Raw genomic sequence first — 25,908 nt, forward strand, 5'->3', positions numbered from 1 at the left:
TGCTGAAACTGACGCTTACAGGAGCTGCAGAGTCGTCATTCCAGAAACTTGCTTCGGACCTTCACGTCGCCAGTTCCGAGGTGCACGGGGCGGTTAAGAGAGCCCGGCTGTCTGGGCTGATGCAACACGATGGGCCCAAAAAGGTAAACCGCTCAGCGCTCCTGGAGCTTTTGAGCCATGGTATGAGGTACGTGTATCCGGCGGTACGGGGAGAGCTGACGAGGGGGGTGGCAACTTCTTTCGCAGCCGAGCCATTGCGAAGTGTCATTCGCGATAGCGGAGCTGAATTGCCTGTGTGGCCTTATGTGCTGGGGAAGGTGCGCGGCTATTCCTTTGAGCCACTGTATAAACACGCTGCCCAAGCGGCTCTAGCCGACCCTGCGTTTTACGAGCTCCTTAGCCTTGTCGACGCTTTGCGGGATGGACGAGTTCGCGAGCGAAAGATTGCCCTGGACATGATGAGCGAGAGGTTACTGGAAAATGGCTAGCAATCTGCTCCTGCTAGAGGAAGCCGCTGCAAAGTTGAAACATTTGCTGCCTGAGGTCGTCTTCGTGGGAGGATCGACGCTCGATCTCATCGTGACCGATCAGGGCTCCGCTCCGATTCGATCCACATACGATGTCGACGTGATCGTTGCGGCCGACTACGCCGATTACTCGGCCTTCTGTGATCGATTGCGAGACATTGGCTTTGATAACGACACACGTCCAGGGGCTCCCCTTTGTCGTTTTCTCAACGGCGACCTGATGCTCGATGTCATGTCGACAGAAGAAGGCGCGCTCGGCTTTTCGAACCGTTGGTATGGAGGGGCGATCCAGACTGCGATGCCGGCGTCTCTGCCCAGCGGTAAAGTGATCCGGTTGATTACGGCCCCCTTCTTTCTGGGAACCAAGATGGAGGCGTTCTACGATCGTGGCGAGAACGACTTCTACATGAGCCACGACCTGGAAGACTTCATTGCTGTTGTCGAGGGGAGAGAGCAGTTGCTTGAAGAGCTTGCCGGAGCCCCGGCCGATCTCCGCGAATATTTGGGGGAAGCAATCGGCAAACTTTTAAGGAACGAGCGGTTTCTAGAGGCGCTGCCGGGATATGTTCCGGGTGATTCGATCAGTCAACGCAGAATCCCGATCATCATTGAGCGCTTACGAAAGATGAGCGAATCCTGACGGAGCCCACTTACGGGCACTCAGGTGCGCATAGTTGCCATACCCCGAATCGACAATAATTGATTAAGCTACGCCCTGTTTAGTAGGTATTCGGTGATAATTGCAGCTTCATGGTGTTTTCTCAGGGGAGTCATGCCCGATCTTGTCAAAGTGTTCCTGCTTCCCACTATAGAGTGCCGATCTCTAGATCTACTCGTCAAAAAGCTAAACCAAGCCCAGTCCGTATTCCTTTTCCTTCAAATCAAACCTCCTGGCGATCGACGGTTTCATCCAAAAGCCGTTCATAGATTGAGCGTCACAGAGCACACGCCGAATGGTCATGGAGAACAAGAGATTCTCAACTCCTACATCGGACACCGTGACTGGGCTCAGCAGATGGAGAGCTATCTCTTGGAGAATGGAAAGGTATGTACAGGTCAGGAATTCAATCGCACAAAGGATTTAGCCATTGCAGTTGGAGCTGGCGTGTATGTGTGGGATGATCCGGAAATGGTATATACATACTCTCGGGAGGACGACGGCTATACCTGTCTTTCCGATATTCATTTAAAAATCAATTCAGTGACAGCACCTCGAGAAGCCGATCCGCCAGATCACACCTTCTCTGCTTACGGAATTATCTCGTTTGTGCCATATGAGTGCCTCTTTCAGCACCCCTTTTATGAGGAGAGCGACATCAACAGAGCCAGCATAGGCCGATACTTGGTCACCAACATTGCCCACTTCTTAGCGGCACGAGCGTTCTGGTCCACTCTTGCGAGAGATCACTCAGTGAATAACTGTCTTATGGAGACAAACTGGGGAGGCGGAGACTATATCGGCCCGTACCTGACGGCTGGACTTTGCAGCGAGTGCATCGAGATCGTTGAGAGTAGACCTCTTGAGGAACGTTTGTCATATCGCTTAAAGGCACGAGCACCGAACGACATATACATCGCACTCAGACAGATTTGCGCCGTGCCAGCTCAGTGGGACATCTCTTTACGAATTGTAAATATTCTTGGCTCTAAAGTGATTCCATTCCTTTTCATAGGGATTGGCGTGGGTCTTTTTACTAACCTTTTAGCAGGTTACGGACGGTCGGACTTCAGGACCTCTCTGGGACACGATCTAGGCCAATATGCGTGGCAACACATGCTTGCTGTTACAACCGCGCTTGCAGCTATAGCGGCGATCCCGGTATGCCGCCTTGCGTTGAGTCTAATGAGGCGTACTTTGCCGTAAATTGGTCTTTCTAGCTGAATTCGATCCATGCGACATGGGCGAGATCCGCGTCTTTTACGAAGGGCGGCCCGGTTCCCTGCCCCGGCGAACAGCGTCGGTACCAGAACCCCGCCCTGTATTCCCGAGCTGGAGGATGCCGCCCATGGTCACCAGTCCCGATGCATTTCGAACGTTCCGTCGTTATTGATCTGTCGGAACTTGTAACGTCTTCCGCTGAAATAGACGGCAATGATATTTCGAAATTTGAGCTGATCCAAAATGACGGCCGGTGTGCCGACCAGCTTTCCCGCCAGGACCTCTGGAAAGTCAACCTGCGGCGAGGGTCCAACGTCCATCTCTGCCGTGAGTTTGTGAGGCACACTAGGCAGCTCTTCGCCGTCCTCGTTGGGGTCGTCCAGCCAGATCACTGTAAAAGGATGTTCCATGTGGGCCAACCTAATCCAGCCTAACAATAAATAAGCTACTACAACATAACGTCCTTTATGTTGTAGTGGCTGTGATCGGAAGACAGTAGCTTCCCGACCCTCCATTTCACCCCTTTCGCGGGTAGCTCTCCCGGTGCTCTCACCATTAGGGGCTTGTCTACCAAATACGGCGCGGCCACGCGCCATATTGGATAACAGATACCAATATCCAGCAGGAGTTGTAGTGTTGAACGCGTATTTCATGAAAGGTTTAGCGATTCGACAATGAGGGCAGCGGAGTAAATCGAGTTGAAGAGCACTTTGCGTAACCATGCTGTCTGTTGACCGCTCCCCGTTTAACTAAAGTGCAAGAATACCGCCTCATCGCTTTTTGACAGGCGCGTCGTTCGGGTGAACCCAGCACACGCCAGCCCGGGCGCCATTGCCCGGGAGCGGAACCGGCTCAACATCAAAACCAGCCGTTTGGGAACTTCCCTCTTCAAATTCTGATGACCCTGCTTGTTCTTGCAGCGATCACATCTCTCTCCTTGGGGAACTACGCCGCCGAGAACGGTCAAGCCTAGTGGAAGGGTCCTGGAGGCGGTGGTTCTTCCTTCTCGAGGCCCGTGCTTGTGTTGACCGTCGCATAACTTTTCGGCAGTGTAGCTGAGATAGAGCTCTAAGCGACAGATGGAGGCTTAAAACGTATGGCAAATATCACCTCAAGCTACAACTGCAAGGGCCTAGAAGACAGGCACTACATTATCGGGCGCTCCCCTCACGGCGGCGATATATTCCGAAACGCGGTCGGGCTGGAGATCTCCCGGTTCCCGAGCAAAGAGCGTCTCTGCATGCCAGGGTCTAAGACCACGCAGGGCCGTCCAGACACTCGCAAGAACGCGCCCGTCCGTATTGCCTTCCACCACGCTAACGGCGTCGGCACCCTCAACTAATTTAAAGCTTTCGCGGCTCAATGGCTGGCCTACAGATTCCCCTGTCAACGCTTCGCCCTGCACCTCGCGATGCACAACGCATGACTCGGGGCCAGTGTGGTTTGCTATTCCTTCACTGCACAGGACTCTCACCTGCTACTCCTTGCCGATCTCCCGGCGCACTAGCGTACGTAAATTTCCCTTTCTTGAGCTGTCCCCTAACTACGGGCTAAACCGGAATGGAGATCTTGAAGATGGAGCCGCTTCGACCAGGGCGAGCGCTGCTCCGCATTCTAATCGTTCCGCGATGGCGCTCAACAATCCTCCTCGAGATAGCCAAGCCGAGGCCTGTGCCTCGATCCTCCTTGGTTGTGAAGAAAGGCTGGAAGACACTATCCACGTGCTCATCCGGAATGCCGTGCCCGTTGTCAGCGACAATAAGGTGCACCTCGCCCCGCCGCTTCCTGAAACGGAGACACAGGGTGCCAGCTGGCGGGAGAGCATCGAGAGCATTGTGGATCAGATTGGAGAGAACCTGAAGCATCTCACCCGTATAAACAGGGGCGACGACCTCGTTGGGAAGGTCTTTCACCAGCCGCACTTGTTTAGCCTCGATCGTTTGCTGATGTATCCGCAATGCGGCCTCGGCCAACTTAATCAGGTTCACCGATCGGGGGCTAATGGAGGCCCTTGCAAAGCCAAGGGTACTATCAGCAATGTCGAGTGCGATGGCCATCTGCTCATCTGCCAGGGCGGAGTATTTGCGGACTTTGTCAGGATTGTCTGCTTCTATCGATGTCAGGTAGGTGAGGTTCCTCAGAGATTCGAGAGGGTTTCTAATGTCGTGCATCACTTCGAGTGCGAGTTGTCCGGCCGTTGCCCGTTCTTCGGACTTCCGCAAAGCTTCGGTGGCTATTGCCAGTTTGTGCTGCAGGTCGAGAATGATGGGGTCATGCATAGTCGATCTCCAGTGGGATGCGCTGGAGAGAACGCCGTATGGAAGGCGCTACGACCGGAGGAAGAATCCTCCGCAGACCAGTGTTGCCTTCTGCCTCGGTGCAAGCATACGCCACAATGCTGCATCCCTGACAGAAGAAGGGATTTTAAGACTTCATGGGATCGGGACGCGGCCAACAAACATTAGTAAAGGGTACTAGTAGCGTTTGAAGTATTTCCATCGCCACCCATGAGCCGATTCACGGCCGCAACCAACGCCCCCGGACCGGCGGAAGTATGAAAAATCTCTTCAGGGTTTCCCTCTACCGGTGGGAAAGACCACGCAGCTAAAAGAAGCTTCTTCATATGTGGTCGTAATTCTTCGGCTTTAGCGATGGCCTTTGCACGCTGCTCTGGGGAAAGCGTGTGACACAGAATGGAAAGACCCACCTTTTCAGAGCAGAGGATTCGCGCAGCCTCCGCAAGTTCCATTGCAGTCGACACTTTATATCCGGCACTTTGCAGCATTAAGCTGCGGGTTTCCAGTAAAGTAGCATCACGTCCATAAATCAGGACGTTTCCGAAGATGGACATCTGGGGGCTCTCGATTTGAAACTGCTTCGGAATATTAAACCTAATGAAATCAATGTCGTATGTCAGACATTGGAGTATTATCAAACTGGGCAGTTACCAATCTGCCAATTCCAATCAGGCGTGACCTGCTACCGTTGATCCGGACGGCGGTCCTTTGCGATCTGAAGCAAAGGGACCGCCATGTTTGTTCAGTCTTCCAATCTTCTTCTTTCTTCGCTCTCGGCCGAATGTAGGGACGCGCTGTTAGCGAACTGCACCGCTGTACCGTTGCCCATCAAGACTCCTCTTTACGACGCGAACAGAACCCCGGTCTATGCCTACTTCATGACTTCAGGAATAGCTTCCGTAGTCGCTTCGACGCAGAGTGGTGCCACTGTCGAAGTGGGCGTGATCGGGCACGAAGGCATAGTGGGAAGCTTTCATATCCTCGGACCGGCACCTGTCTCGACAGTATCCTTCATTCAACTGGAAGGCACCGGCCTCAAAATTCCCTTGATTGAATTGCGAAAAGCATTTCGTTCCTCTGAAGAGATTCGGGATCGTATCCTCGAATTTATTCAGGAGCAGGCACTGACGGTAAGCCAGATTGCGGGCTGCAACCGCTTTCACGAATTCGACCAGCGACTGGCTCGTTGGCTACTGATGGCCCAGGATCGTACCAAATCGAGCGTTCTCAACTTCACGCAAGAGTTTCTGGCCATGATGTTGGGCGCCCAGCGGACAACGGTCACATCGGTAGCAGGCGGCTTGCAGGAACGCGGGCTGATCGAATATCGCCGCGGCCACGTCCGAATTCTCGACCGGGAAAGGCTTGAGGCGGCCGCGTGCGACTGCTACCAGATCACCAAACAGCTGCACGCCAATCTATACAAGAGAGCAGTGCCTGATTGCGCGATCAGCTTACACGCCTGACGCACGCCCGTCACTGACAACCAATAAAAGTGCCCGAGAAAACGCCGGAGCTGGCAATTGTGCGCCAAATAGCGGTTGAGCCCCGAGTGTGGAGGCAGGTCCACCCGTGACGGCCACTCTGCGAGCTATGGTTATGGAAAGAGCCACCATTTTCCTGTGGTGTGCTGTCGTTCGAAGGATAATACTCGGGAGTGCGGACATGGACGATGTTAACGCCGATTTGTGACCTATGCCCACACGCCAGTGAACACAGGTGAAGCAGGTGAGCGAAAGTTTTAAAATGCGACATCGCGCACTCCTGGAAGAACTTCGTCTTTCCCGGAGAATCTTCGATTCGGTTTCGAACGGGATTACGATCTCCGATGCGACCAAAGCAGATCTTCCGCTGACCTACGTCAATCCAGCCTTTGAGCGGATGACGGGTTATCTCGCACAGGAGGTGTCTGGGCGCAATTGCAGATTCCTTCAGGGCAACGACCATGAGCAGGAGGGGTTGACAAAGATTAGGCAAGCCATCCGCGAGGAGAGGAGGAGCGGGTCCTGCTGAAAAACTACCGCAAAGATGGCACTCCGTTCTGGAATGAGTTGTATATGTCGCCGATCCGAGACGCCGACGGCTGTCTAATTCACTTCGTCGGAATTCAAAACGATGTGACGACTCAGGTCGAGTCTGCTTTAAAACTCAACCATCTAGCCCACCATGATGCTCTAACCGGGTTGGCAAACCGGGGACTTCTGGTCGAACAACTGCAGCAATCGCTGTTGAGAGCCCGACGTAGCGGAGGCGCCATCGCTGTCCTTTTCTTCGATCTCGATAATTTCAAGCATGTGAATGATGTGTTAGGCCATGACACAGGTGACCAACTACTCCAGATCGTGGCGGAACGTCTGAAGTCGGAGACACGGGCCGGAGAGACAGTAGCGCGGCTAGGGGGAGACGAATTCGTTGTCGTCTTGGAAAACTTTTCCGATCAACGACAGCCGCCCGAGGTGATGGATCGGCTGGCCCGCAGAGTAAGTGAACCGGTCGACCTGCTCGGTCAAACATTTCGCCCGTCGGCGAGCGTAGGCATGGCGCTCTTTCCTCAAGACGGAGACACCCCGGAAATCCTGCTAAAAGTCGCGGACTTCAAGATGTACATCGCTAAGCACAATACTCGGAAGGTTCAACCGACGAAGAGATCGCGAGCCAAGCGTTAAAGACCTTATATGTGCCAGAGATTAATATGTGCCAGAGATTAGGAATTGCTCTCGGCATTGTCCGCCTATGATCGAAGGGCCACCGCAGTCCAACAAATTCAGCGACGTCCCCATTAAACTCCTCTACATCGAAGTCTCTTCTGCGACGATTGCGTTTACTAAGCTCCTGCTCAAAATTCCCCATTTTCTTCGAGCGCCTACAGATACCCGACGGCCCTGGACTATTGTCAGGGATCGCGTTGAACGCGAACTGCCGGCTTCGACTTCTCTCAAAACATCGGGCTAGACGTCATGTTTGCTGGTAGCCTTCATAGGTAGACAATTTGTATGCGCATGAGTGGCCAGCCCTATTCCCCGCGGAGAAGAATGTACCTGATCGCTCAGTTGCTACATAGGTTCCGCGTCTGGATGGAGGGCTCTGTTGCAAGATTAAAGTCAAGACGCAGAGCGTTCGAGGCGTTTCCCCGCCGTGGGTCAAGCAGTCTGAAGTGTGGGTTTTTCATCGATGAGCGCGACGGCCTCCGCGAGAGCACAAGCGCCAATGCCGAAAGCGCGTTCGACGATGCGCACCTCGCCGCAGATGTCACGCGTGAGATTGAAGACTGCCGCCTGGCCCTTCCGTAAGGCACGCATTACCTCAAACCCTCTGATCGTCGCATAAGCAGTCTTCAGTGTCTTAAAACCTCGTACTGGACGGATGAGTTGCTTCAGCTTGCCATGATCGGCCTCGATGACGTTGTTCAAGTACTTGACCTGTCGATGCATCGTTGTCTGAGGACATTTGCCTTCGGCCTTCAGTTCTGAGATCGCAACACCATAGGCCGTCGCTTTGTCCGTGTTGATCACCGTTGGCTTCTCCCAGTCCTTCAAACCGTTCAGGGCCTTGCCGAGGAAGCGTTTAGCCGCTTTGGCGTTCCGTGTTGGCGAAAGATAGAAATCGATCGTTTCCCCCTGCTTGTCCAACGCCCGGTAGAGATAGGTCCACTGGCCGCGAACTTTCACGTACGTCTCATCGACTCGCCAGCTCGTGGATTGTGGGCGCCGCCACTGCCAGCGCAGCCGTTTCTCTATCTCAGGCGCATACCTTTGAACCCAGCGGTAGATGGTGGAATGATCGACGCTCACGCCACGTTCGCCCATCATCTGCTCGATGTCCCGATAGCTGATGCCATACCGACAGTACCAACGCACCGCCCAAAGGATGACCGCTCCTTCAAATTGACGCCATTTAAAATCTGACATGTCTAAGCTCCGCTCGCGTTCAGCTCATTCTCACGACACATCCGACACTTTGCAACAGAGCCGCAGCAACCCAGCGGCCCTTGGAACCACCGTAAAGTTCACCGCCACGGCGACTCTTGTGTATGGTGGAACCCCAGTCGGCGATGTCAGCTTCAGCGTCGACGGGCCTGTCGTGGCCCATATACCGGTCGATGCCTCCGGGCAAGCCGTCTTCTCGACGAGCACACTGTCTGCCGGGCAACATACGATTACTGCGCGCTTCCCCGAAGATACCGACAGTTACTCGAGCAGTAGCGCTACTTTAGTTGAGACCATCACCGGAGGGCAGGTAGCCACACCAATCTTCCCCAGACTCGGAGGAACCTATCATCCCGGAGACAAGTTCGCTATCGAGGATCCAACGCCGGGCGCGACTATCTACTACACAGTCGACGGAACGATGCCAACCCAGCCTCTACGCGGTACACCAGCCCGATCCTCATTTCCACCACTACGACGATTAAAGCGATCGCCATTCTGAGCGGGGACACCAACAGCGCGGTGGCCACGGCGACTTACACAATCGTGCCTGCCGCAGTCACAACCACAACCTCGCTGACTTCCTCCACGAATCCCTCAACCCTGGGCGACGCGGTGATGTTCACAGCGACCGTAACCGCAACTTCCGGGCCGACTCCCACGGGGTCGGTCACCTTCAAGAACGGCAGTGTGGTGCTTGGAACCGTCCCGCTAACCGGCGGTGTGGAGTCGATCAGGACCTCCAACCTTACTGTTGGCGGCAATACAATCGCCGCCATCTACACCGGCAACGCGACCGACGCGGCCAGTGCGGCCACCATCACTCAGGAGGTTGCTCAATAACCGCGTTTCACAACAACGACGAATGACTACGGCCAGAGCAGATAGAACGATCTCTGGCCATAGTTGTCACTTTCAGAATTATTTGGCGTAATATCTCGGCGCTATTTGATTTGGCGTGCTCGACGCAGCCATCGAAGCAAGCCCCACCCAGATCAATAAGCGTAGGAGCCCACGATGCTTGCATAATCAACTGCTTACGGCAGTCAGAGCTATTCGCCATCATGCGGATCGTGGCCGTTCCGGCGCATCACCTCTTTGTAAACTCCCCGATGCGCCAAATAGCTCCGAAAAACAGCGCCATTTATCGATCAAAGCTACAGTCCGTACCTCACCAACCTAAGTCTTATGCCAAGCCAAAATAAACGAGTCGGCAATCGAGGCCATTCCAATCCAGATAAGGGGGCCGCCAAGGGACATTCTTGCCACTGGAACGGCGACGCAAGAGTGACTGGAGAAATACTGACAAAGAGTCACCCCCGCGATTAACTGCGTCAACTGGAACCAAGTTGGCGATGGCGACCTGAGAACACAACATTGAAAGCCGTACTTACGACGCGGCCGGTAACATGATCAAAGACGGGTATCATAGCTACACTTACGACGCGGAGGGCAACATTTTGACGGTCGATGGCGGCTCAACCGCGTCCTACACCTACGACGCACTGAACCGAAGGGTGAGCGTGGCGACGCCAGCTGGAACCAGTGAATATTCCTACGACTATGCGGGAAGGCGCATCTCCACCTGGAATGCAGCCACGAACAATGGCACCGATGGCCGCATGTATTGGGACGGGCAGCAGATCGCCTTTCGTTCCTCCGACGACGCTACCTACTTTGAGAACCAGGATTATATCGGCACCGAGCGCATCCGGACTGACCATAACGGCACGACTTCTGCAACCTACAAGTCTCTGCCCTGGGGTGATGGCTACGTAGCCAGTATCCTCAATACCGAGGCCGATGTAGACAACTTTCACTTCGCCGACATGGAGCAGGACAGCAACGACGCCGGCGCACCTATGTCCGAACACGCTCAGTTCCGTAACTACTCCTTCTACCAGGGACGCTGGCTCTCGCCTGATCCTTACGACGGCTCCTACGACTTCACCAACCCGCAGAGCCTGAATCGCTATGCCTATGTCTTGAACAATCCCCTGAGCCTCATCGACCCCAGCGGATTGGATGACTGTACATGGGACGATAGTACGAACACTTTAACTGGCGTTCAAGAGCCATGGCAGTGTCAAGAATACGGAAACTGTCCAGGCTATGGTAACGGAAACGGCTACACTGGCAACTGACCTTGCCCTCAGAATGCGTATCCCATAGCGGTTAGGAAATTCGTAGTCGTCGAGGCTGTGGGAAAGTTGGAAAGCGTTCTTTGCTTTCCTGCTTTTCCATAGCCTGTTTTCTTTCGCCCTACCGGTCAGGCTGCGAAGGCTTGCGGGTTGTCTTGCCATCGTTGTTCCAACTGCATCGGACTGATGTAGTTCAGCGTCGAGTGCAGTCGTGTCCGGTTATACCAGAGCATCCAATCGAGAGTTTCGTCCTTGGCCTGCCGGATGGTTTCGAAGCACATCCCATGGAGCCGCTCGACCTTGAGCGAACCGAACAGCGTCTCCGAACAGGCGTTGTCCCAGCAGTTGCCCTTGCGGCTCATCGAAGGCGTGATGCCGTACTCGTTGAGTACCTGGCTGAACTCGTGGCCGGCATACTGGCTGCCGCGATCACTGTGAAAGATCAGCCCCGCGTCCTTGCCCGGCGAGCGTTGGAACCACGCCATCTCCAGCGCGTCGACGACGATCTCGCTTCTCATGTCGCCGCGCATGGACCAGCCCACAATCCGGCGGCTGAACAGGTCTATCACGACAGCCAGATACAGCCATCCTTCGTTGGTTGGAATATAGGTCACATCACCCGCCCATGCCCGGTTCGGCATGTGCGCGGTGAAGTTGCGATCGAGCAGGTTGGGAGCTACCGGCAAGCCATGCCGGCTGTTGGTGGTGATGCGAAAACGCCGTTTGCCACGGGCGCGAGTGCCATGTTGCTGCATCAGTCGCTGCACCCGCAACTTGCCCACGCGAACACCCTGACGGAGTAACTGTCGCCACACGCGCGGCCATCCATAAGCTCCCCGGTTGGCCGCAAATACGGCGCGGATATGCACCAGCAGCGCCGCATCGCTCAGATGGCGGCGCTGGGCTATCTGCTTGCGCCCGCTTCTCATGCTGGTGGTAACCGGACACGCTCACCTGGAGCACGCGGCACTGCACTGAGATCGGCCAGACAAGCCGGTGGTGTTGAATAAAGGCGTACCTCACTTCTGCCCCCTGGCAAAGTACGCCGTCGCTTTTCCCAGGATGTCGCGCTCCATCGTTACCCGCGCCAACTCGGCCCGCAAACGGCTGATCTCCATCTGCTCGGCCGACACCTGCGCCTTGCCTGGCGCCCCCTGCAGACTGCCGGCACGATGCGCCTTCAGCCAGTTGCTCAGAGTCTGCTCCACCAAGCCCAACGTCCGCGCTACCGACGCCGGACTCTGGCCCGACTCAACCAGTCGGATCGCTTCCTGCTTGAACTCAAGCGTGTACCGCCCGCGCTTCGACTTCGTCATCTTCGCTTCCCCTTCGCATTACATCAGGTCGCCAAGGGATACGTTTTGCGGGGGCAAGGTCAGACCTCCTGTAGTCGGAAGTCCATTTACGGCGGTGCCATGCCTGCAGATCCACAGTGCCCCATTGCCTCTAAGTCTTCGGTCTGCGAAACTCGACAGGTCTATGAAGAATGTGTCGGGCCGGGTCCTCTTATCGGCCAGTGATCTCAGCAATCATCTAGCGTGTACCCATGCGACACGGATGGATCTAAAAGTCGCCTCGGGGGTTTGTGAACCTCCGAAATGGCAGTCGCCCGATCTGTGGGTACTACAAGAAAGGGGAAGGCTGCACGAAGAAACATACATACGACATCTGAAAGATCAAGGCCTCTCCGTACACGACCTAAGAGTGACCGTAGCTGACGCAGTTGCTGCTGAGGCGACTCGCATTTCGATGGAATCCGGAGCTGAGGTCATTGTGCAGCCCACCTTTGTTTCAGATCTTTGGTACGGACGCGCTGACATCCTCCGGCGCGTGGGCACCTCTAGCACCTTAGGACCGTGGTCATACGAGGTTTATGACTGCAAGCTGAGTACGGAGACAAAACCTGGAACCATCCTTCAACTTTCGATGTATTCAGAAATGGTTGGTGCGATTCAGGGGATCGTCCCTGAATCGATGTACGTGGTTCCGCCTAACGACGACTTTAAGGCAGAAAAGTACCGAACACTTGACTTCGCGGCTTACTATCGATCGATCAAGGCGAGCCTCGAAAAAGCTGTCGATAGAAGCAAAGCGAAGGCAGCAACTTATCCCGAGCCCGTTGAGCACTGTGAAATATGTGCCTGGTTTTCGGTCTGTGACACGCATCGCAGGGCTGATGACCATCTCTCATTGGTCGCTGGGCTGAGCAAGCTGCACCGAAAGCAGTTGAGATTATGGGACATTCAGGCAGTGGCTGAGCTCGCCGTGATGCCCCTTCCGCTGAGAGAGAGGCCTAAGTACAGCTCAAAGGAGTCAGTCATTCGGGTGAGGGAACAAGCCCGCATTCAGTTGGAAGGCCGAGATCAAAAGAAGCCAGTTCATGAGCTGCTTCCCCTATGTGAAGATCATGGTTTTTGTGGCCTGCCCGAGCCATCGCGAGGAGACATGTTCTTTGATTTAGAGAGCGACCCTTACGTTGGAAAGTCTGGCAGGGAATACCTATTCGGATTTACCCGCAACGGTGAGGACGGCCAACCTGTATATGAGGTCAGATGGGGCCTAACGGCGGATGAGGAGAAGAGCGCCTTCGAATGGTTTGTGGATAGCGTTGTGGAGCAGCGCAAGTCCTACCCAGATTTGCATGTCTACCACTTCACCGCTTACGAACCGTCTGCCTTGAAGAGATTGATGGGCAAGTATGCGACACGGGAAGACCAAATAGATCAGCTGTTGCGAGCGCGTATTTTCGTCGACCTTCATACGATCGTGAAACGCTCTATGCGTGCTAGCGTTGAGGGCTACTCCTTGAAGGCTTTAGAGGCTTTTCATGGGTACAAACGTGTCGTGCCGTTGGAGAATGCCCGTGTAGCAATGCGCGCATTGCAGCATGGGCTAGAGCTTGGTGCAATCGATCTAGTAAACATAGCCGAGCGAGAGGTGGTTATGGGCTACAACACCGATGATTGCCTTTCAACACAATCCTTGCGTGATTGGCTGGAACGCGAGCGACAGCGACTTTTGATCGCGGGAGCTGTCATTCCTCGTCCAAAGAGACAGGAATCAATCGCTCCGGATGCACTTAAGGAGAACCAGCTTCGCGTCAATCGGCTCATCCAGGAGCTCACACGCGGAATACCTACAGACCCGACACTGCATACGGCTGAGCAAGCCGGTCTCCGGCTTTTAGCGGACCTGCTTGATTGGCATCGGCGCGAGAGCAAAGTCGCCTGGTGGGAATTCTTCCGGCTTCAGGAGCTGACGGAAGAGGAGCTATTGGATGAGAAGGGGGCTATATCGGGCCTCGAGTTTGTGACGCGCCTCGCCGAATCCCGCGGTGTTCCAACGGATCGATACAAATTTGACCGTCAAGAAACTGAGATCCGTGCCGGCGATAAGCTGCTTCAGAAAGACGAGAAGATTGGTGAAGTCGTGGCGATCAACCTTGCCACTCGCACATTAGACATCAAGAAGACTCGAAAAACTGCCGATGTTCACCCGGGCTCAGTTTTTGCTGACTGTACCCCTATAAATACGAAGACACTCGCGGATTCACTGATCCGATTGGCGGAATGCGTAACTTTCGATGGAATTGATGCGCCCGGCCCTCTTAGGGCGGCCCGAGATCTACTCTTACGTCATTCGCCTCGAATAAGCGGTCCCAGCGGCCCACTCCGCTTGCAAGGAGAGCCTGCACTTGACGCAGGGAAGCGACTTGTCGGATTACTGCAGCATTCCGTTCTGCCGATACAGGGTCCTCCTGGTGCTGGAAAGACCTTCACTGGGGCAAGCATGATCATCGATCTCGTTAGGCAAGGTAAGCGGGTTGGAGTCACAGCTACAAGCCACGCGGTCATTACGACCTTGCTCAGCGAGGTTGTGAGGGCAGCCGCGAAGGAGAACGTACAGGACCTTGTATGCCTTCAGAAATTCACAGATGCCCCCGATGTTCTGACACCGGGAATCGATGTGACGACGGACAATGCAGAAGCCCGTTTGGCGATACGTGAAGGCTGCCATGTATTAGGCGGAACAGCCTGGTTGTGGTCATCTACGGAATTTACGGCAGCCGTCGACGTGTTGTTTGTCGATGAAGCTGGTCAGATGGCTTTAGCTAACGTTCTCGCTGCAGCGCAAGCAGCTAAGAGCCTGGTTCTTCTCGGAGATCCCCAACAGCTTGAGCAGCCTCTCAAGGGAACTCACCCGGAAGGAGCAGAGAAATCGGCTCTTGAACATTTACTCGGGGGAGAGAAGACCATCGCCTTAGGCAAAGGCCTTTTCCTTGAAGAGACCTGGCGCTTGCATCCGACGCTCTGTGCATTTACGTCCGAGGTCTTCTACGAAGGCCGACTTCGATCGCGGGACGGTCTTGAGAAGCAACGCCTGCTTGGTCACCCTTGGTTGGGGGAATCGGGTTTATGGTTCGTCCCCGTGGAGCATGAGGGCAACCGAAATAGCTCGGTGGAAGAGTTGGAGAAGACTGCGGAGATAGTTGAAGGGCTGTTAGCACCTGAAGTCGGCTGGAACGATGGAAAATCGAACACGCGGCAATTACGAATAGACGATATTTTGATCGTTGCTCCATACAATGCACAAGTGGCCGACCTTGCTGAGCGGCTTCCTGAAGGCAGCAGAATCGGTACCGTAGATAAATTTCAGGGACAACAAGCACCCATCGTCATCTATTCACTGGCAACGTCTTCTCAAGAGGATGCTCCACGGGGGATGGAATTTCTTTATAGCCTCAACCGGCTTAATGTCGCCACCTCACGCGCGCAGGCGGTAGTGATTGTGTTGGGAAATCCGCGCCTACTCCAGCCAGACTGTCGCGCTCCCAGGCAGATGCAACTTGCCAATGCTCTGTGTAGATATGTAGAGCTGGCCACTCATGCATGAAGCGGCATCGACCATTTCAGCCTTAAGAGCGTCGGCCATGTATTGGGGCTCTGTTGCAAGATTGAAGTTATGGGCGGAAAGAGTCTGAGACGTTTTCACATTCGTAGGTCAAGCAGTTTGAAGTAGAAGTCTTTCATCGATGAGCCCTACCGCCTCTGCAAGAGCACAAGGGCCAATGCCGAAAGCGCGTTCGACGATGCGCGCCTCACCCAAGATGTCACGCGTGAGATTGAAGACTGCCGCCTGACCCTTCCGTAAAGCACGCATCACCTCAAAACCTTTGATCGTCGCATAGGCAGTCTTCAGCGTCTTGAAGCCCCGCACTGGACGAATGAGTTGTTTCAGCTTGCCATGATCGGCCTCGATGACGTTGTTCAAATACTTGACCTGCCGATGCGTCGTTGTCTGGGGACATTTGCCTTCTGCCTTCAGTTCTGCAATCGCAATACCATAGGCCGGCGCTTTATCCGTGTTGATGACCTCCGGCTTCTCCAAGCCCTTCAAGCTGCGTAATGCCTTGCCAAGGAAGCGTTTTGCCGCTTGGGCGTTTCGTGTTGGGGAGAGATAGAAGTCGATCGTCTCCCCATGCTTGCCGAGCGCCCGGTATAGGTAGGTCCATCGACCGCGAACTTTTACGTACGTTTCGTCGACTCGCCAGCTCGTCGATTGCGGGCGCCGCCACTGCCAGCGCAGCCGCTTCTCCATCTCAGGCGCATATCTTTGAACCCAGCGGTAGATCGTGGAATGATCAACGCTCACGCCGCGTTCGCCCATCATCTGCTTGGTATCCCGATAACTGATGCCATAGCGACAGTACCAACGCACCGCCCAAAGGATGACCGCTCCTTCAAATTGACGCCATCTGAAATCTGACATGTCTCGCTCCGCTCGCCTTCAGCTCATTCTCACGACACATCCCCAACTTTGCAATAGAGCCCTTCCACTGACAGGGGGATACATGCGCCGAAGCGAGCCTAAGCAAGCAGGTCTACCTGCTGTCAACCCGCGCCAGCACTAGAGCAACTCCATCCGGAGAGGACCTCACATATTGAAGACTTCGAAACGTCTCATAACTCGACACGTAGAAGCTTAGCTGGTCGCACGATCCCATCAGGCGGGGGCGACGCAGTACCGCCATCGGAGAGGAAGAAGGCGACCTTCCCATACTCTCCTGGGGCTCGACTCCATGCGCCACTCGAAGGTCCAATGAGTTCTTCGTCAAAAGGATCCCCTGCTACGCTCTGTGTGAATCCGCTGTTCTCGGCAGGATCCATCGAGACTCGGTCAATTGTGTTTTGGCGGTGGGTTGCAAGGTATATGACGCCAGCATCCTCGTCAATACAGAAGTCATCTCCCATCCTACCGGCGACAACCAGTTCGGGCTCTCCTGCAGGATCGTGCGTGCTTGGATCAACCGGTATACGCATGAAGAGCTTTTTGGCAGTCGCAGTGTAGTAAAGATGATTCGTCTTCGCCGCGAAACGTACACCATTGACACCCGGCTGTTCGGGTTTGAGTTGGCCGGGATAGTAATCGATGCTTTCGTGCTTCATCCAAACACGGCCGTCGGGGCCCCTCCACCTGGTGGCAGATCAATGCGCCAGATCAGGCTCGCGAAGGAATCTGCTATCAGCAACACCCCAGGCGCGATTAGGCAGCTGCCATTCAAACCCCGGGCCAAAGCGGGGAGCTGCAGCACCATCTCCGGTTGGACCGACGCCCCTACACGCCAGTTGCGCAGATCCAGTCGGTGGAGATATGCCTCGTGCGTGGTGTAGAAGTTCCCGGTAGCGATGTAGAAAATGTCCGGCTCAACTTCTGTAATGCCGCATACCACTTCAGCAAAAGTGAACAACAATACCGGCGTGACTGTTTGCTCTCCAGTCACCGATGGAACAAACCACAATTCATGATGGTTCGCGACCGTGACTAGGATCGAGTTGTCTTGGCGGACAGCAAGATTCTCCAGAAAGTATTTGTGCGGGAAATATGCGACTGTCGAGAGTTTAGCTCCATTTATCTTTCCTGGTGGCATTGTAAGAATCTCCATGGAGCGAAGGCGACTACTAAATCTTACGATGCGATGCGCAGTGAGCACGCTTCCCCAGTCGCTATAGCATAAGCGCAATCTCGTTTTGCTCTGCGAGAACGCGCAACAGGACCTGCCTGAGCATCTATGCTTTGGAACTCGCCTACACAGAAGCGCGGCTTGAGCTCCAGTCGCCGTTAGGTAGAGGCTGTTCCGCATCGACGCTCTGGCGTTGACCACAGGAGGATGTATGGCAGAAACACCTGATTTTGGGACCTTCGGCCGTTTTCAGGAAACGCCAATCGGCGAAATGTCGCCGGACATGAAAGATGCCTATGATTTCACGATGAAGCTCCGCGGGGTTGTACCCGGCCCTCATAAAATTTGGCTAGCAAACCCGAAGTTATCCAAGACAATCGTTCCGACCGGATACTACTACCAACAGGAGTCTACGCTCACCAAGGCTGAGATCGAAATCGTAACAAACATCATCAATGGGCAGTGGCGGGCGGCATACGGCAACTATGAACATGAACAAATCGGTGAGAAGCAAGGCCACCTCGAACCCAAGAGCGTAGAGGCCCTCATTGCCGGCTTGCCAACAACTTTTGCGGACTCGCGAGAGCAGTCCGTTTATGAGCTCGCTCTAGCGCTTGCCAGTCATCGCGTCGTTCCAACTGGGCTGTATAAGCGATGCAAGGATCTCCTGGGCGACGCCGGCATTGTTGACGTCACGGTGCTCATGGGTTGGTTCACGATGGTTTCTCTAACTCTGATGGCCTTCGACGTACCTTCGAATGCTGTCGGTCTCGATCAGTAAGGAGAGCGTGTGTCTAAGACTAATGATGGTCTTGGGGGCCGGATTGCGTTGTCAGAACCGACTGGGCTGACGGCTAGCCAGCAGAGCCTCTACAAGGAAATCAGCGAAACTGCTGTTCCTTGGGCCGACGCCTCCGGTTTTGTAGCGAAGATGGAGGACGGCCGTCTTATCGGGCCCTTCAATATTGTTTTAGAAAGTCCAGAACTCGGAGGTGCTTTTCTAAAGTTCCAGAATGCAGAACAGAGCATGACAAGCTTGCCGGAGCGAGTGCGTCAAATTGTGATCCTCACCGTTGGATCTGTCTGGAAGGCGCCATACGAGTTGTATGCTCATGCTGCTGTCGCGCGAACCGCGGGGCTCCAGGAGAATACCATTAAGGAGCTTGCAAAGGGTGAGGTTGCAACCGGTCTGCCGAAAGAAGAACAGTTGGCCCAGCAGTTTACAAAGCAACTCGCGCTGGAGCGAACCGTCTCACAGGAAGTATTCGATCGAGCCAAGGATGCGTTCGGAGTCCGAGGTCTCGTCGATATGGTTTTTCTTGCAGGGTGTTACGAAACCGTATGCTCGCTGTTAAACACGTTTGCTGTTCCCGTGCCCGGCAGCGAGCCTGGCAAGCAAATCGGGAAACAGGTGAGCGGATGAGCACGGGGGACTTCGACTTGATTAGTCGCGCCTACGCCCACAGAGACTATCGATATTCCTAAATACGTCCTCGGTTGCTTTGTCATCAGGTGAGACAAAAGCCAGCGTGCTTTCCGGCAGCGCCGGGTAGAGTGCGCGGATTGAGCGCAGTCGAAGAGTCCCGAACCTGGGGTGTGCAATGTCAAACGACAACGGGTCAAGCGATGCTGTCTGTTGCTCATTCCAGAAACGTCGAAATGTAGTACTGCTTTCGAGCAAAGTGGCGATCAGCAACTCGAATCCCGGCTCACCGATATGTTTGGCATAGCGCACCCTTAGCAAACCTACACCGCTGCGCAGGACACGTTCGTCATAGAAGCCGATTCTCGCGGGGTCCATAAAGTTCCTCCAAGCGAGATTGCGGCCGAAAGGTGATGGCGACTCAGACCAGTCGTAGATCACGTCGGCCAATTGATTGAAGGCGAGACAGTCAAAGCGTTCGTTCCAGAGCATCGCTGGTCCTGAAGTGAAGCCATCGAGCAAACGCTGTACGTCTCGGAGTTCCTCGCCCCTACCTTGTTCAGTCTTCGCGATCTCTTTACCGGCTAAGGACCGAAAATAAGCAGTATCCGAGTGCGAAAGACGCAAGGCCTGCGCTATGCGCTCTATGACCTCCTTGGAGACTTGGGTATCCCGGCTTTGTTCAAGCCACGTATACCAAGCCAACCCAACTTGAGCCAAGGAGGCAACTTCCTCTCGCCGCAGTCCAGGGGTCCTCCGCCGCAGTCCCCCTGCCAAGCCTACTGTTTCCGGCTGGATCATCGACCGTCGTGTACGAAGGAATCTCGCCAACTCGACCTTCCGGGCGTTGTCGTCCACTGCCAGATACTCCTAGTACTAGGATACGCCATACTCTTGTCGTGGGATGAAGTTCTGCAATACGGTAGTAGAGGTCCTTGGGTGAGGGAATTTGCCTCACCGAACAACGGATCAAGCCGAAACCCACCAGTGAAGGTCTTAATGCTAGACCTTAATGATGTGCGGGTGTTCACGGTCGTAGCGCGCAAGGGAACGTTTAGCGCCGCGGGCAGAGAGCTACGCCTTCCGACATCGACCATCGCACGTGCGACAACCAGATTGGAAAAGCATTTGGAGGTGCTTCTCCTGAGGAGAAGTCCAAAGGGGGTTTCGCTCACGGATGCAGGCACAGAGTTTCTTGTCAGCTGTAATCAAGCCCTTCGGACGATCAGGATTGGAAGCGAAACGTTACAGGAACGGCGCGTCAATCCCCGCGGTCTCATCAGGGTATGTAGTCCCATCGTTTTAGCTAATGGTCTGCTAGTCCAGATACTCCCTGACTTCTTGCACAAGTTCCCAGAAATCCGTATTGCGATCGAGACGTACACAGATGACTTCGAGCGAGAGCCAAGGGATGACGTGGACGTATTCTTCAAGATCGTGCCGCCGAGAGACTCAGTGAGGCGTATGCGGAAGTTTCCCAGTACCCTGCGAGGTTTGTTCGCGAGTAGGGAGTATGTTCAGCGTGTTGGGAAGCCGGATCGCCCCGGCGAACTGCTCGCACATGCTTGCATTGGCGCAGAGACGTGGCAATTGACGAACGGCTCGTCTCAAGTTACCGAAGTAGCCCCGACATTCCGGGTCACTACTTGCGATCCAGTCGTCATGTGCGATCTGGTGTTACGGGGTCTGGGCATTGCGATCCTACCGCTCTATATGGCTAGACAACCAGCAATTTTTCGGCGGCTCGTTCCGCTATTGCCTCAGTGGCATCCGAGACCTGCCATAATCTCGGCCCTATACTTCGGTCCAGCTGCGTTGGCGCCTAAGATCAAAGTCTTCTTGGACTTCGTGGGAGAGATCCTTGGTACAGACCGGGATCCACGTGTCAGAGATGCGCCCTTTGAGGGATTGTTCGGAAAACCCGACGAAGCGTAGCCCTGTGCCATCAGCTGGCCACAGTATACGTTTCATGCGTTGCTGTAGGGGAGTAAACGCCGGGCATGCCGTCCGATTGGAACCTCCCTCCGACCACGTGCAATGTCTCGCCAATAAATCCGGCAGCGAATCCATGACGGGTGATCTGTACGTGTGGGAGAGTCGCCCACGTTTGTGCAGAGGGGTCGTATAACTCAAATGCCCAGAATGACTCCTTAATCTTTGCTGTCTCGTACTCACCACCCGTGACATAGATGCGCCCGTTATAGGCAGCTCCATTTACGTCCCCACGGTTAGTGGGCGCGCGGCCCACGAGACTCCAGATGTCTTGTTCGGGATCGTACATCTCGATCAGATCAGTGATGGAAGCCATATTCACGAAGACTAAACCGATTCTGCCGTTGAGAGCATAAATTTTTCCTCCGACAGCAGCCGCCAAGTAGTGATTTCGAGGCGTCGGCATAGATTCCCTTTGTCTCCATGTGTCGGTTCTAGGATTGTATTCGTCGACGAATCCCGTAACGGTCTGGCCGCCGGGAGTCGCGAGGGGGATCGGCTTTGCAGTGCTGCCATCCACACTTGAACTGACTCCACCAACAACGTAGATTTTGTCCCCTACTGTCACCGCATAGCCGGCGCCATGTGGACGTGGTAGGGGGAGCAAGACGCTTGTATGTGTTGGCGCCGGGAGTGTACTCCCATGAACCATCCGTTGGTTGCCACGACATCTTTGGTTGGCCGCCGAGAGTAAATCCTCCGAAGATGTAAATCTTCCCGTCGTGCGCGGATGCCATGAGGTGATGTGCAGGCATGGGCATGTCACGCAGCGTTGACCAGTGTGAACCTTCAGAGTCGAATCGAAACGCGGCTCCATATGGGACTTCCCCAGCAGCATCGTTCAGACCGCCAAACACATACAAGCTCCGGTCCACAGTAACGCCTGCCACTTCCCCCATTGCCTTGGGCATGGGAGGGGCCATCTGCCACTTTTCCTCCAGTAGCCATTTGGCTTCGCGCCACGTCAGGTAGTGAAGCATAGAGACCCGCGCAGACTCCCGTAAACAGAGCACCGGCGGCGTGTGTATCTCGTCATCTGCGAACCCATCCCTCTGTTCTGAGTAAAGATGAAAGCGAGCTATTTGCGGCTGCCATCGCGGAGTGAATCGGGGAGGGCAACGGCTTGCATTCCTACCCTTTGAAACAAAGCCGTCATCTGCTGATCAGTCCCCGATTGCTTGAGGTCTGCAGGCGGGAGCACTCGAGACTTCGCAGGGACTCCGAATTCGGTAATGACGCGCTCGAAGCCTCCTGGTAGGTAAAAATTGAGAAGTCTTGCTTGATGCGAGTCCACTCGAAAACTATGAACACACCTAGCAGGAATGTATGCGAGAGCTCCGGCCTTAGCATTCAATCTCGTTCCTCCTGCGATCATCGTGAGTTCGCCCTCGATTACATAGATCACCTCATCCTGCTCATGAGTATGTGGCGGTGGGCCCGCGTCCTTCGGGCAAAATTCTTCCATCAGTGAGTAGGAGCCTCCCGTCTGTTCGGCTGTCGCGAGAATGGTCCACAGAACGCCCTGTGACCAGTAGGCCCGAGCGTTGTTCACATTGACCCCGTAAGGCTTGATTGGATTGACGGTGCTCGGCTTCGTCACCATGTTCTCTTTGGTTGGGGGATCCGCAAACGGCAGGGCCACGCCAGCGATTTGGCCGAATTCGCGCGAGCACTCCTCAACCATCCATCGAGGAGGCATTGGAGTCGATCCTGGTACCGGCGGTTTACGCTCTGCTGCAGGCATAGCAAGGCTCATGAGCAGCATTTCGAATCCACCAGGAGTGTAGAAATTTAGAAGACGCGAGTTGGGGGCATCCACAGTGAAGCTGTGTTCGACAAGCCGGGGCACCGAAACCAGAGTACCCGGCCCGGCTTTTACCGTCTCGCCACCGGCATTGAACGTGCAATGACCTTCAAGAACGTAGAGCCCCTCGTCCGAAGGGTGACTGTGAGTAGGAGGACCACCAATACCTGTTCCGCACACCTGCTCCATGAAGCAGAAGTTGCCATTTGTCAGGAAACTGCCCGCCAAGGGCATCCAGAGATTATCGATGAGCCAAAAAGCTGGGCTGTTTTCATTGGTGAGTACATATGGTGAAATCGGCTCGTTCACTCGGTCCTTTCGTACCCACCTTCAGGATTCGTCTCAATTAGCAGCCAAATGTGGCGCTTAGGCGAGCTCATGGATAATCACTTGAAGTGCAACATAGGTTGCTAAAAACTAGAGTCGCGCTCACTGGAATACGTAATTCATCTTACATCCCAATGCTGGACAGTAGGAGAAGCAAGTTGACGCCACCACCGGTGACCTAGGTGAGAACATGAAGAAACTGAGGACTCTCAGGAAGCTCTTTTCTTGCGAAACAGATTTGCGGGCACGCAACAGCGGGTGAACTACCCAGCAAATCGCAATGGATGATGTGCCCGTCGCGTTGCGCATAGGCGCCTTACTTTCGCTTTTGTTGAGCGATCTGGTCGGCTGCATTTCCCTGCGCGCCTGGGCAGGAACAATTAGGTGGAATTGGCTGAAGGCCCCGCATCCTTATCCTGGGCAGAGCAACCATACGAGTTTAAGGATCATCTTTATGACGACCGTCTGTTCACGCCTCCAGATGGGCGCGCGCCTTTGCGATCTCTGAACTTGTGGATGACACCAGTCTAGAGAAGATCATGCATTGGAACGCGGATCGGCTTTTTCAAAGCTTACCTACAATTAGCCGATCTTAACCCAATGTTGGGATAGATCGTCGCCCGTCCACCAGCACAGTGAAGACGCTTCTTTCAATCGAGCCTTTCTGGAGATAAGCCGATGACATAGCAGTGTTCCACGATCACGAGGCGACATTGCTCTGCCCCGAGGATTGTCAGTGAATTTGCAACATCGCGAAATTGGGATAAGCTTCCACGATGTATAGTTCCTGACCATGCGTCGAGCTCAATTAGGGAAGCTGTATGAATAGTGCCAAAGAAGAAGTATCCAGTCAGGCAATAGCCACCGAGTTGGAGCGGCTCTGCGAGAGCGCGACCTTTAGAAACTCCCCTCGCCTATGCCGCTTCCTGCGTTATACAGTTGAATCGGCGATGCGGGGCGAAGGCGAGAAGCTCAAGGAATATGTGATCGGGACGGACGTCTACGATCGTCGCCATCCGTATTATCCAAGCCAGGACTCGATCGTACGTACCGAAGCAAAGCGGCTCCGCAATAAACTCAAAGAATATTACGATACCGAGGGATTAGAGGACGAGGTCCTCATCTACTATCGCACCGGAAACTACCAGCCGATCTTTCGGCGGAGCGAACGTCGTTCAGACACGACCAAAATGCCAGCCGAAAAGACGGCGGCAGCCCCGAACGAAACGTCTCCGGGCGTCACCATTGCGGTTCTCCCTTTTAGGCATCAAAAAGGGGATAGTGAAGCCGCGGCTATCGCTGCCGGCATCACGGATGATCTCATCTTTCTCATTACCTCGACGGATGGGTGTCGCGTCATGGCCTCGCAATCTGTTGCTCTGGTACATTCGCGCACTTCAGACGTGGCGCTCTTGAGCAGCGTTCTCAACGTTGATCAGGTCATCACCGGCAGCGTTCGCAAAGATGCAACGCATGTTCGGGTTTCCGTAACAGGTGTTCATCCCTCCGGGCTTGAAACCTGGTCAGAAAGGTTCGACTTTACCACCAACAAGAACGACCTTATGATTTTGGAAGAGCAGACCGCGTCGGCCATTATGGCACGAATTGGACCCCACGAATCTGTCTTGCGCCATATGCAGGCGAGAGTCCCGACAGTCTGTCTCTCAACCTTCCCTGAGATACTCAGCGCGGAAGCAGCGATGGATCAAGGTACATCTGCGTCGCTGCGGAGCGCAATCTTCAAGTTTAAGAACTTAGCTGCGCGCCAGCCTCAATCTGCGCGTATTCAATGTGGGATGACTCAGTGCTACTACTCTTTGGCTCTACTTGGAGAGAGATTAACACCAGAGGAATTGCAAGAAGCAAAGATCGCAGCCGTAAGGGCCCTGCAGCTCGATCCAGAAATGGGAGAAGCTCATGCTGCGATGGGTTGCTCTCACCTCCTGGAGCTCAACGGCGAGGGGGCAGAAGAAGCATTTCGACATGCCCTCACCTTGAGAGAAAGTCCGAACATCCGCCAAGCGTATGCCGACCAGCTAATGACCCTCGGTCGATTCGAAGATGCTGCGATCCAGCTTACAAATTCCCGTCGTGTGGATCCATTCTCCCATCGTCAGCGAGTTTCGACAGCGCGGTTGCGCTATTTGACTTGGCATCCGAACGACGAACCCGATGTTCTTCGAGAAGAGATTCAGTACGGCCCTGCTCCTACGCAGGTGCTTCTTTTCGAGGCGGAACTGTTGCTTCGCAAGGGGAGGGAGGCCGATGCAGCTAATTTGGCTGACACGATCCTGCGGAACTCAGATCCAAGCTCCGCCATGCTGTCAGACTTAGCCGCAATCCTGGCCCTTGCGGGGTTAACAGACAAAGCTCGAGAACTGGTTGATCGTTTTCAGCTACTGAGCCAAGATGCCTTGGTGAGCAGTACGTATCAGGCTCGGCTTTGCATGGCCCTCCGTGACCGGGAAGCCTGCCGCAGTTTTCTCAAAGTTGCTGTCGCTCAACAGGAGCCGCAACTTTGCTGGCTGGCAATTGACCCTAAACTCCAAGACCTTCGAGGCGATTCCATCATTAGCCACGCCAACCAAGTTTCGCGAGGGCCAGGCACCGGCTGGGCTAACAGTTAGCTAG

23 protein-coding genes and 5 pseudogenes are annotated in these 25,908 nt (G+C 54.5%); 15 read left to right on the forward strand and 13 right to left on the reverse strand.

The features are described 5' to 3' along the window. The first annotated feature begins 227 nt into the window (after positions 1-227). The 3 genes from ACPOL_RS34710 (at position 228) to ACPOL_RS12280 (ending at position 2,391) form a co-directional block, all read left to right on the forward strand. Complete coding sequence (locus ACPOL_RS34710; RefSeq protein WP_236657433.1) at positions 228-488, forward strand: hypothetical protein; 261 nt, start codon at positions 228-230, stop codon at positions 486-488. Next, a complete protein-coding gene (locus ACPOL_RS12275) occupies positions 481-1,167 on the forward strand; it encodes a hypothetical protein (protein WP_114207321.1) in 687 nt (228 codons plus the stop codon). Before ACPOL_RS34710 ends, ACPOL_RS12275 begins: the two co-directional genes overlap by 8 nt. Before the next feature lie 132 nt (positions 1,168-1,299). Continuing rightward, complete coding sequence (locus tag ACPOL_RS12280; RefSeq protein ID WP_114207322.1) at positions 1,300-2,391, forward strand: hypothetical protein; 1,092 nt, start codon at positions 1,300-1,302, stop codon at positions 2,389-2,391. Between the two features lie 146 nt (positions 2,392-2,537). Here ACPOL_RS12280 and ACPOL_RS12285 read toward each other — a convergent pair whose 3' ends face one another. Next, positions 2,538-2,816 (reverse strand): hypothetical protein, encoded by a 279-nt coding sequence (locus ACPOL_RS12285; RefSeq protein WP_114207323.1) that lies wholly within the window; start codon positions 2,814-2,816, stop codon positions 2,538-2,540. A 686-nt stretch (positions 2,817-3,502) separates the two neighbouring features. Here ACPOL_RS12285 and ACPOL_RS33520 point away from each other — a divergent pair. Then, on the forward strand, positions 3,503-3,748 hold the full coding sequence (locus ACPOL_RS33520; protein WP_161557317.1) for a hypothetical protein: 246 nt from the start codon (positions 3,503-3,505) through the stop codon (positions 3,746-3,748). Between the two features lie 208 nt (positions 3,749-3,956). Here the strand turns inward: ACPOL_RS33520 and ACPOL_RS12295 are convergent, their stop codons facing one another. Further along, positions 3,957-4,685, reverse strand: coding sequence for a sensor histidine kinase (locus ACPOL_RS12295; protein WP_114207324.1), 729 nt, complete (start codon positions 4,683-4,685; stop codon positions 3,957-3,959). 182 nt (positions 4,686-4,867) lie between these two features. Then, positions 4,868-5,257, reverse strand: coding sequence for a hypothetical protein (locus ACPOL_RS12300; RefSeq protein ID WP_150132977.1), 390 nt, complete (start codon positions 5,255-5,257; stop codon positions 4,868-4,870). 180 nt (positions 5,258-5,437) lie between these two features. On the opposite strand from ACPOL_RS12300, the gene ACPOL_RS12305 reads away from it, so the two are divergent. The 3 genes and pseudogenes from ACPOL_RS12305 to ACPOL_RS34055 all read left to right on the forward strand — a co-directional run bounded on the left by ACPOL_RS12305 (position 5,438) and on the right by ACPOL_RS34055 (position 7,369). Further along, entirely contained in the window at positions 5,438-6,169 is a 732-nt protein-coding gene (locus tag ACPOL_RS12305) for a Crp/Fnr family transcriptional regulator (RefSeq protein WP_114207326.1), read from the forward strand. 280 nt (positions 6,170-6,449) lie between these two features. Continuing rightward, positions 6,450-6,784, forward strand: a pseudogene (locus ACPOL_RS12310) (PAS domain-containing protein); the annotation flags it as partial. Beyond that, positions 6,761-7,369, forward strand: a complete 609-nt coding sequence (locus tag ACPOL_RS34055; RefSeq protein WP_201759177.1) for a GGDEF domain-containing protein — start codon at positions 6,761-6,763, stop codon at positions 7,367-7,369. The pseudogene ACPOL_RS12310 and the gene ACPOL_RS34055, both read left to right, overlap by 24 nt. Positions 7,370-7,843: 474 nt before the next feature. On the opposite strand, the gene ACPOL_RS12320 is transcribed toward ACPOL_RS34055, so the two are convergent. Next, entirely contained in the window at positions 7,844-8,611 is a 768-nt protein-coding gene (locus ACPOL_RS12320; protein WP_114207328.1) for an IS6 family transposase, read from the reverse strand. Here ACPOL_RS12320 and ACPOL_RS12325 point away from each other — a divergent pair. The 3 genes and pseudogenes from ACPOL_RS12325 to ACPOL_RS12335 form a co-directional block, all read left to right on the forward strand. Further along, positions 8,610-9,115: pseudogene (locus tag ACPOL_RS12325) on the forward strand (chitobiase/beta-hexosaminidase C-terminal domain-containing protein); the annotation flags it as partial. The gene ACPOL_RS12320 and the pseudogene ACPOL_RS12325 sit on opposite strands and share 2 nt — an antisense overlap. A gap of 36 nt (positions 9,116-9,151) precedes the next feature. Next, a complete protein-coding gene (locus ACPOL_RS12330; RefSeq protein WP_114207330.1) occupies positions 9,152-9,472 on the forward strand; it encodes an Ig-like domain-containing protein in 321 nt (106 codons plus the stop codon). Between the two features lie 566 nt (positions 9,473-10,038). Next, a complete protein-coding gene (locus tag ACPOL_RS12335; RefSeq protein WP_114207331.1) occupies positions 10,039-10,773 on the forward strand; it encodes an RHS repeat-associated core domain-containing protein in 735 nt (244 codons plus the stop codon). A gap of 125 nt (positions 10,774-10,898) precedes the next feature. Here the strand turns inward: ACPOL_RS12335 and ACPOL_RS12340 are convergent. Next, positions 10,899-12,086 (reverse strand): annotated as a pseudogene (locus ACPOL_RS12340) (IS3 family transposase). Between the two features lie 163 nt (positions 12,087-12,249). On the opposite strand from ACPOL_RS12340, the gene ACPOL_RS12345 reads away from it, so the two are divergent. Next, entirely contained in the window at positions 12,250-15,663 is a 3,414-nt protein-coding gene (locus ACPOL_RS12345; protein ID WP_114207332.1) for a TM0106 family RecB-like putative nuclease, read from the forward strand. 108 nt (positions 15,664-15,771) lie between these two features. On the opposite strand, the gene ACPOL_RS12350 is transcribed toward ACPOL_RS12345, so the two are convergent. From ACPOL_RS12350 to ACPOL_RS34065, 3 genes are all read right to left on the reverse strand, one after another. After that, positions 15,772-16,539, reverse strand: coding sequence for an IS6 family transposase (locus ACPOL_RS12350; protein WP_114207333.1), 768 nt, complete (start codon positions 16,537-16,539; stop codon positions 15,772-15,774). Positions 16,540-16,730: 191 nt separating this feature from the next. Further along, positions 16,731-17,216, reverse strand: coding sequence for an SMP-30/gluconolactonase/LRE family protein (locus ACPOL_RS34060; RefSeq protein ID WP_201759178.1), 486 nt, complete (start codon positions 17,214-17,216; stop codon positions 16,731-16,733). Continuing rightward, the gene (locus ACPOL_RS34065) at positions 17,213-17,698 is read right to left on the reverse strand and encodes a hypothetical protein (protein ID WP_201759180.1); all 486 of its coding nucleotides are present in this window, start codon (positions 17,696-17,698) and stop codon (positions 17,213-17,215) included. The genes ACPOL_RS34060 and ACPOL_RS34065 overlap by 4 nt, the downstream gene beginning before the upstream one ends. A 244-nt stretch (positions 17,699-17,942) precedes the next feature. Between ACPOL_RS34065 and ACPOL_RS12360 the strand changes: the two genes are divergently transcribed. Together ACPOL_RS12360 and ACPOL_RS12365 are read left to right on the forward strand one after the other, a co-directional pair. After that, on the forward strand, positions 17,943-18,512 hold the full coding sequence (locus tag ACPOL_RS12360; RefSeq protein ID WP_114207334.1) for a carboxymuconolactone decarboxylase family protein: 570 nt from the start codon (positions 17,943-17,945) through the stop codon (positions 18,510-18,512). Between the two features lie 9 nt (positions 18,513-18,521). Beyond that, positions 18,522-19,154, forward strand: a complete 633-nt coding sequence (locus ACPOL_RS12365) for a carboxymuconolactone decarboxylase family protein (protein WP_114207335.1) — start codon at positions 18,522-18,524, stop codon at positions 19,152-19,154. A gap of 21 nt (positions 19,155-19,175) precedes the next feature. Here the strand turns inward: ACPOL_RS12365 and ACPOL_RS12370 are convergent, their stop codons facing one another. Beyond that, positions 19,176-20,012 (reverse strand): helix-turn-helix transcriptional regulator, encoded by an 837-nt coding sequence (locus tag ACPOL_RS12370; protein ID WP_114207336.1) that lies wholly within the window; start codon positions 20,010-20,012, stop codon positions 19,176-19,178. 141 nt (positions 20,013-20,153) lie between these two features. On the opposite strand from ACPOL_RS12370, the gene ACPOL_RS36165 reads away from it, so the two are divergent. Then, positions 20,154-21,089, forward strand: a complete 936-nt coding sequence (locus tag ACPOL_RS36165; RefSeq protein ID WP_150132978.1) for a LysR family transcriptional regulator — start codon at positions 20,154-20,156, stop codon at positions 21,087-21,089. 10 nt (positions 21,090-21,099) lie between these two features. Here the strand turns inward: ACPOL_RS36165 and ACPOL_RS12380 are convergent, their stop codons facing one another. From ACPOL_RS12380 to ACPOL_RS12390, 4 genes and pseudogenes are all read right to left on the reverse strand, one after another. Then, on the reverse strand, positions 21,100-21,552 hold the full coding sequence (locus ACPOL_RS12380) for a Kelch repeat-containing protein (protein WP_236657434.1): 453 nt from the start codon (positions 21,550-21,552) through the stop codon (positions 21,100-21,102). Between the two features lie 6 nt (positions 21,553-21,558). Continuing rightward, positions 21,559-21,984: pseudogene (locus tag ACPOL_RS36170) on the reverse strand (hypothetical protein); the annotation flags it as partial. Next, positions 21,914-22,126: pseudogene (locus ACPOL_RS36175) on the reverse strand (hypothetical protein); the annotation flags it as partial. The pseudogenes ACPOL_RS36170 and ACPOL_RS36175, both read right to left, overlap by 71 nt. A gap of 98 nt (positions 22,127-22,224) precedes the next feature. Beyond that, entirely contained in the window at positions 22,225-23,259 is a 1,035-nt protein-coding gene (locus tag ACPOL_RS12390) for a cupin domain-containing protein (protein ID WP_114207339.1), read from the reverse strand. Between the two features lie 839 nt (positions 23,260-24,098). Here ACPOL_RS12390 and ACPOL_RS12400 point away from each other — a divergent pair. Then, positions 24,099-25,904: a hypothetical protein gene (locus tag ACPOL_RS12400; RefSeq protein ID WP_114207341.1), complete on the forward strand. Its 1,806-nt coding sequence runs from the start codon at positions 24,099-24,101 to the stop codon at positions 25,902-25,904. Positions 25,905-25,908 lie beyond the last annotated feature (4 nt).

Origin of the sequence: Acidisarcina polymorpha (genome assembly GCF_003330725.1) — a bacterium.
GTDB lineage: Bacteria > Acidobacteriota > Terriglobia > Terriglobales > Acidobacteriaceae > Acidisarcina > Acidisarcina polymorpha.

What these genes read in the sequence shown, in the direction of transcription:
- ACPOL_RS12360 (WP_114207334.1), top strand. Translation starts at nt 17,943, where the DNA reads ATGGCAGAAACACCTGATTTTGGGACCTTCGGCCGTTTTCAGGAAACG.
- ACPOL_RS12350 (WP_114207333.1), bottom strand. Translation starts at nt 16,539, where the DNA reads ATGTCAGATTTCAGATGGCGTCAATTTGAAGGAGCGGTCATCCTTTGG.
- ACPOL_RS34065 (WP_201759180.1), bottom strand. Translation starts at nt 17,698, where the DNA reads ATGCCACCAGGAAAGATAAATGGAGCTAAACTCTCGACAGTCGCATAT.
- ACPOL_RS12380 (WP_236657434.1), bottom strand. Translation starts at nt 21,552, where the DNA reads ATGCCGACGCCTCGAAATCACTACTTGGCGGCTGCTGTCGGAGGAAAA.
- ACPOL_RS12400 (WP_114207341.1), top strand. Translation starts at nt 24,099, where the DNA reads ATGAATAGTGCCAAAGAAGAAGTATCCAGTCAGGCAATAGCCACCGAG.
- ACPOL_RS12320 (WP_114207328.1), bottom strand. Translation starts at nt 8,611, where the DNA reads ATGTCAGATTTTAAATGGCGTCAATTTGAAGGAGCGGTCATCCTTTGG.
- ACPOL_RS12335 (WP_114207331.1), top strand. Translation starts at nt 10,039, where the DNA reads ATGATCAAAGACGGGTATCATAGCTACACTTACGACGCGGAGGGCAAC.
- ACPOL_RS12285 (WP_114207323.1), bottom strand. Translation starts at nt 2,816, where the DNA reads ATGGAACATCCTTTTACAGTGATCTGGCTGGACGACCCCAACGAGGAC.
- ACPOL_RS36165 (WP_150132978.1), top strand. Translation starts at nt 20,154, where the DNA reads ATGCTAGACCTTAATGATGTGCGGGTGTTCACGGTCGTAGCGCGCAAG.
- ACPOL_RS12275 (WP_114207321.1), top strand. Translation starts at nt 481, where the DNA reads ATGGCTAGCAATCTGCTCCTGCTAGAGGAAGCCGCTGCAAAGTTGAAA.
- ACPOL_RS33520 (WP_161557317.1), top strand. Translation starts at nt 3,503, where the DNA reads ATGGCAAATATCACCTCAAGCTACAACTGCAAGGGCCTAGAAGACAGG.
- ACPOL_RS12295 (WP_114207324.1), bottom strand. Translation starts at nt 4,685, where the DNA reads ATGCATGACCCCATCATTCTCGACCTGCAGCACAAACTGGCAATAGCC.
- ACPOL_RS12280 (WP_114207322.1), top strand. Translation starts at nt 1,300, where the DNA reads ATGCCCGATCTTGTCAAAGTGTTCCTGCTTCCCACTATAGAGTGCCGA.
- ACPOL_RS12345 (WP_114207332.1), top strand. Translation starts at nt 12,250, where the DNA reads ATGAAGAATGTGTCGGGCCGGGTCCTCTTATCGGCCAGTGATCTCAGC.
- ACPOL_RS12305 (WP_114207326.1), top strand. Translation starts at nt 5,438, where the DNA reads ATGTTTGTTCAGTCTTCCAATCTTCTTCTTTCTTCGCTCTCGGCCGAA.
- ACPOL_RS34055 (WP_201759177.1), top strand. Translation starts at nt 6,761, where the DNA reads ATGTCGCCGATCCGAGACGCCGACGGCTGTCTAATTCACTTCGTCGGA.
- ACPOL_RS34060 (WP_201759178.1), bottom strand. Translation starts at nt 17,216, where the DNA reads ATGAAGCACGAAAGCATCGATTACTATCCCGGCCAACTCAAACCCGAA.
- ACPOL_RS12300 (WP_150132977.1), bottom strand. Translation starts at nt 5,257, where the DNA reads ATGTCCATCTTCGGAAACGTCCTGATTTATGGACGTGATGCTACTTTA.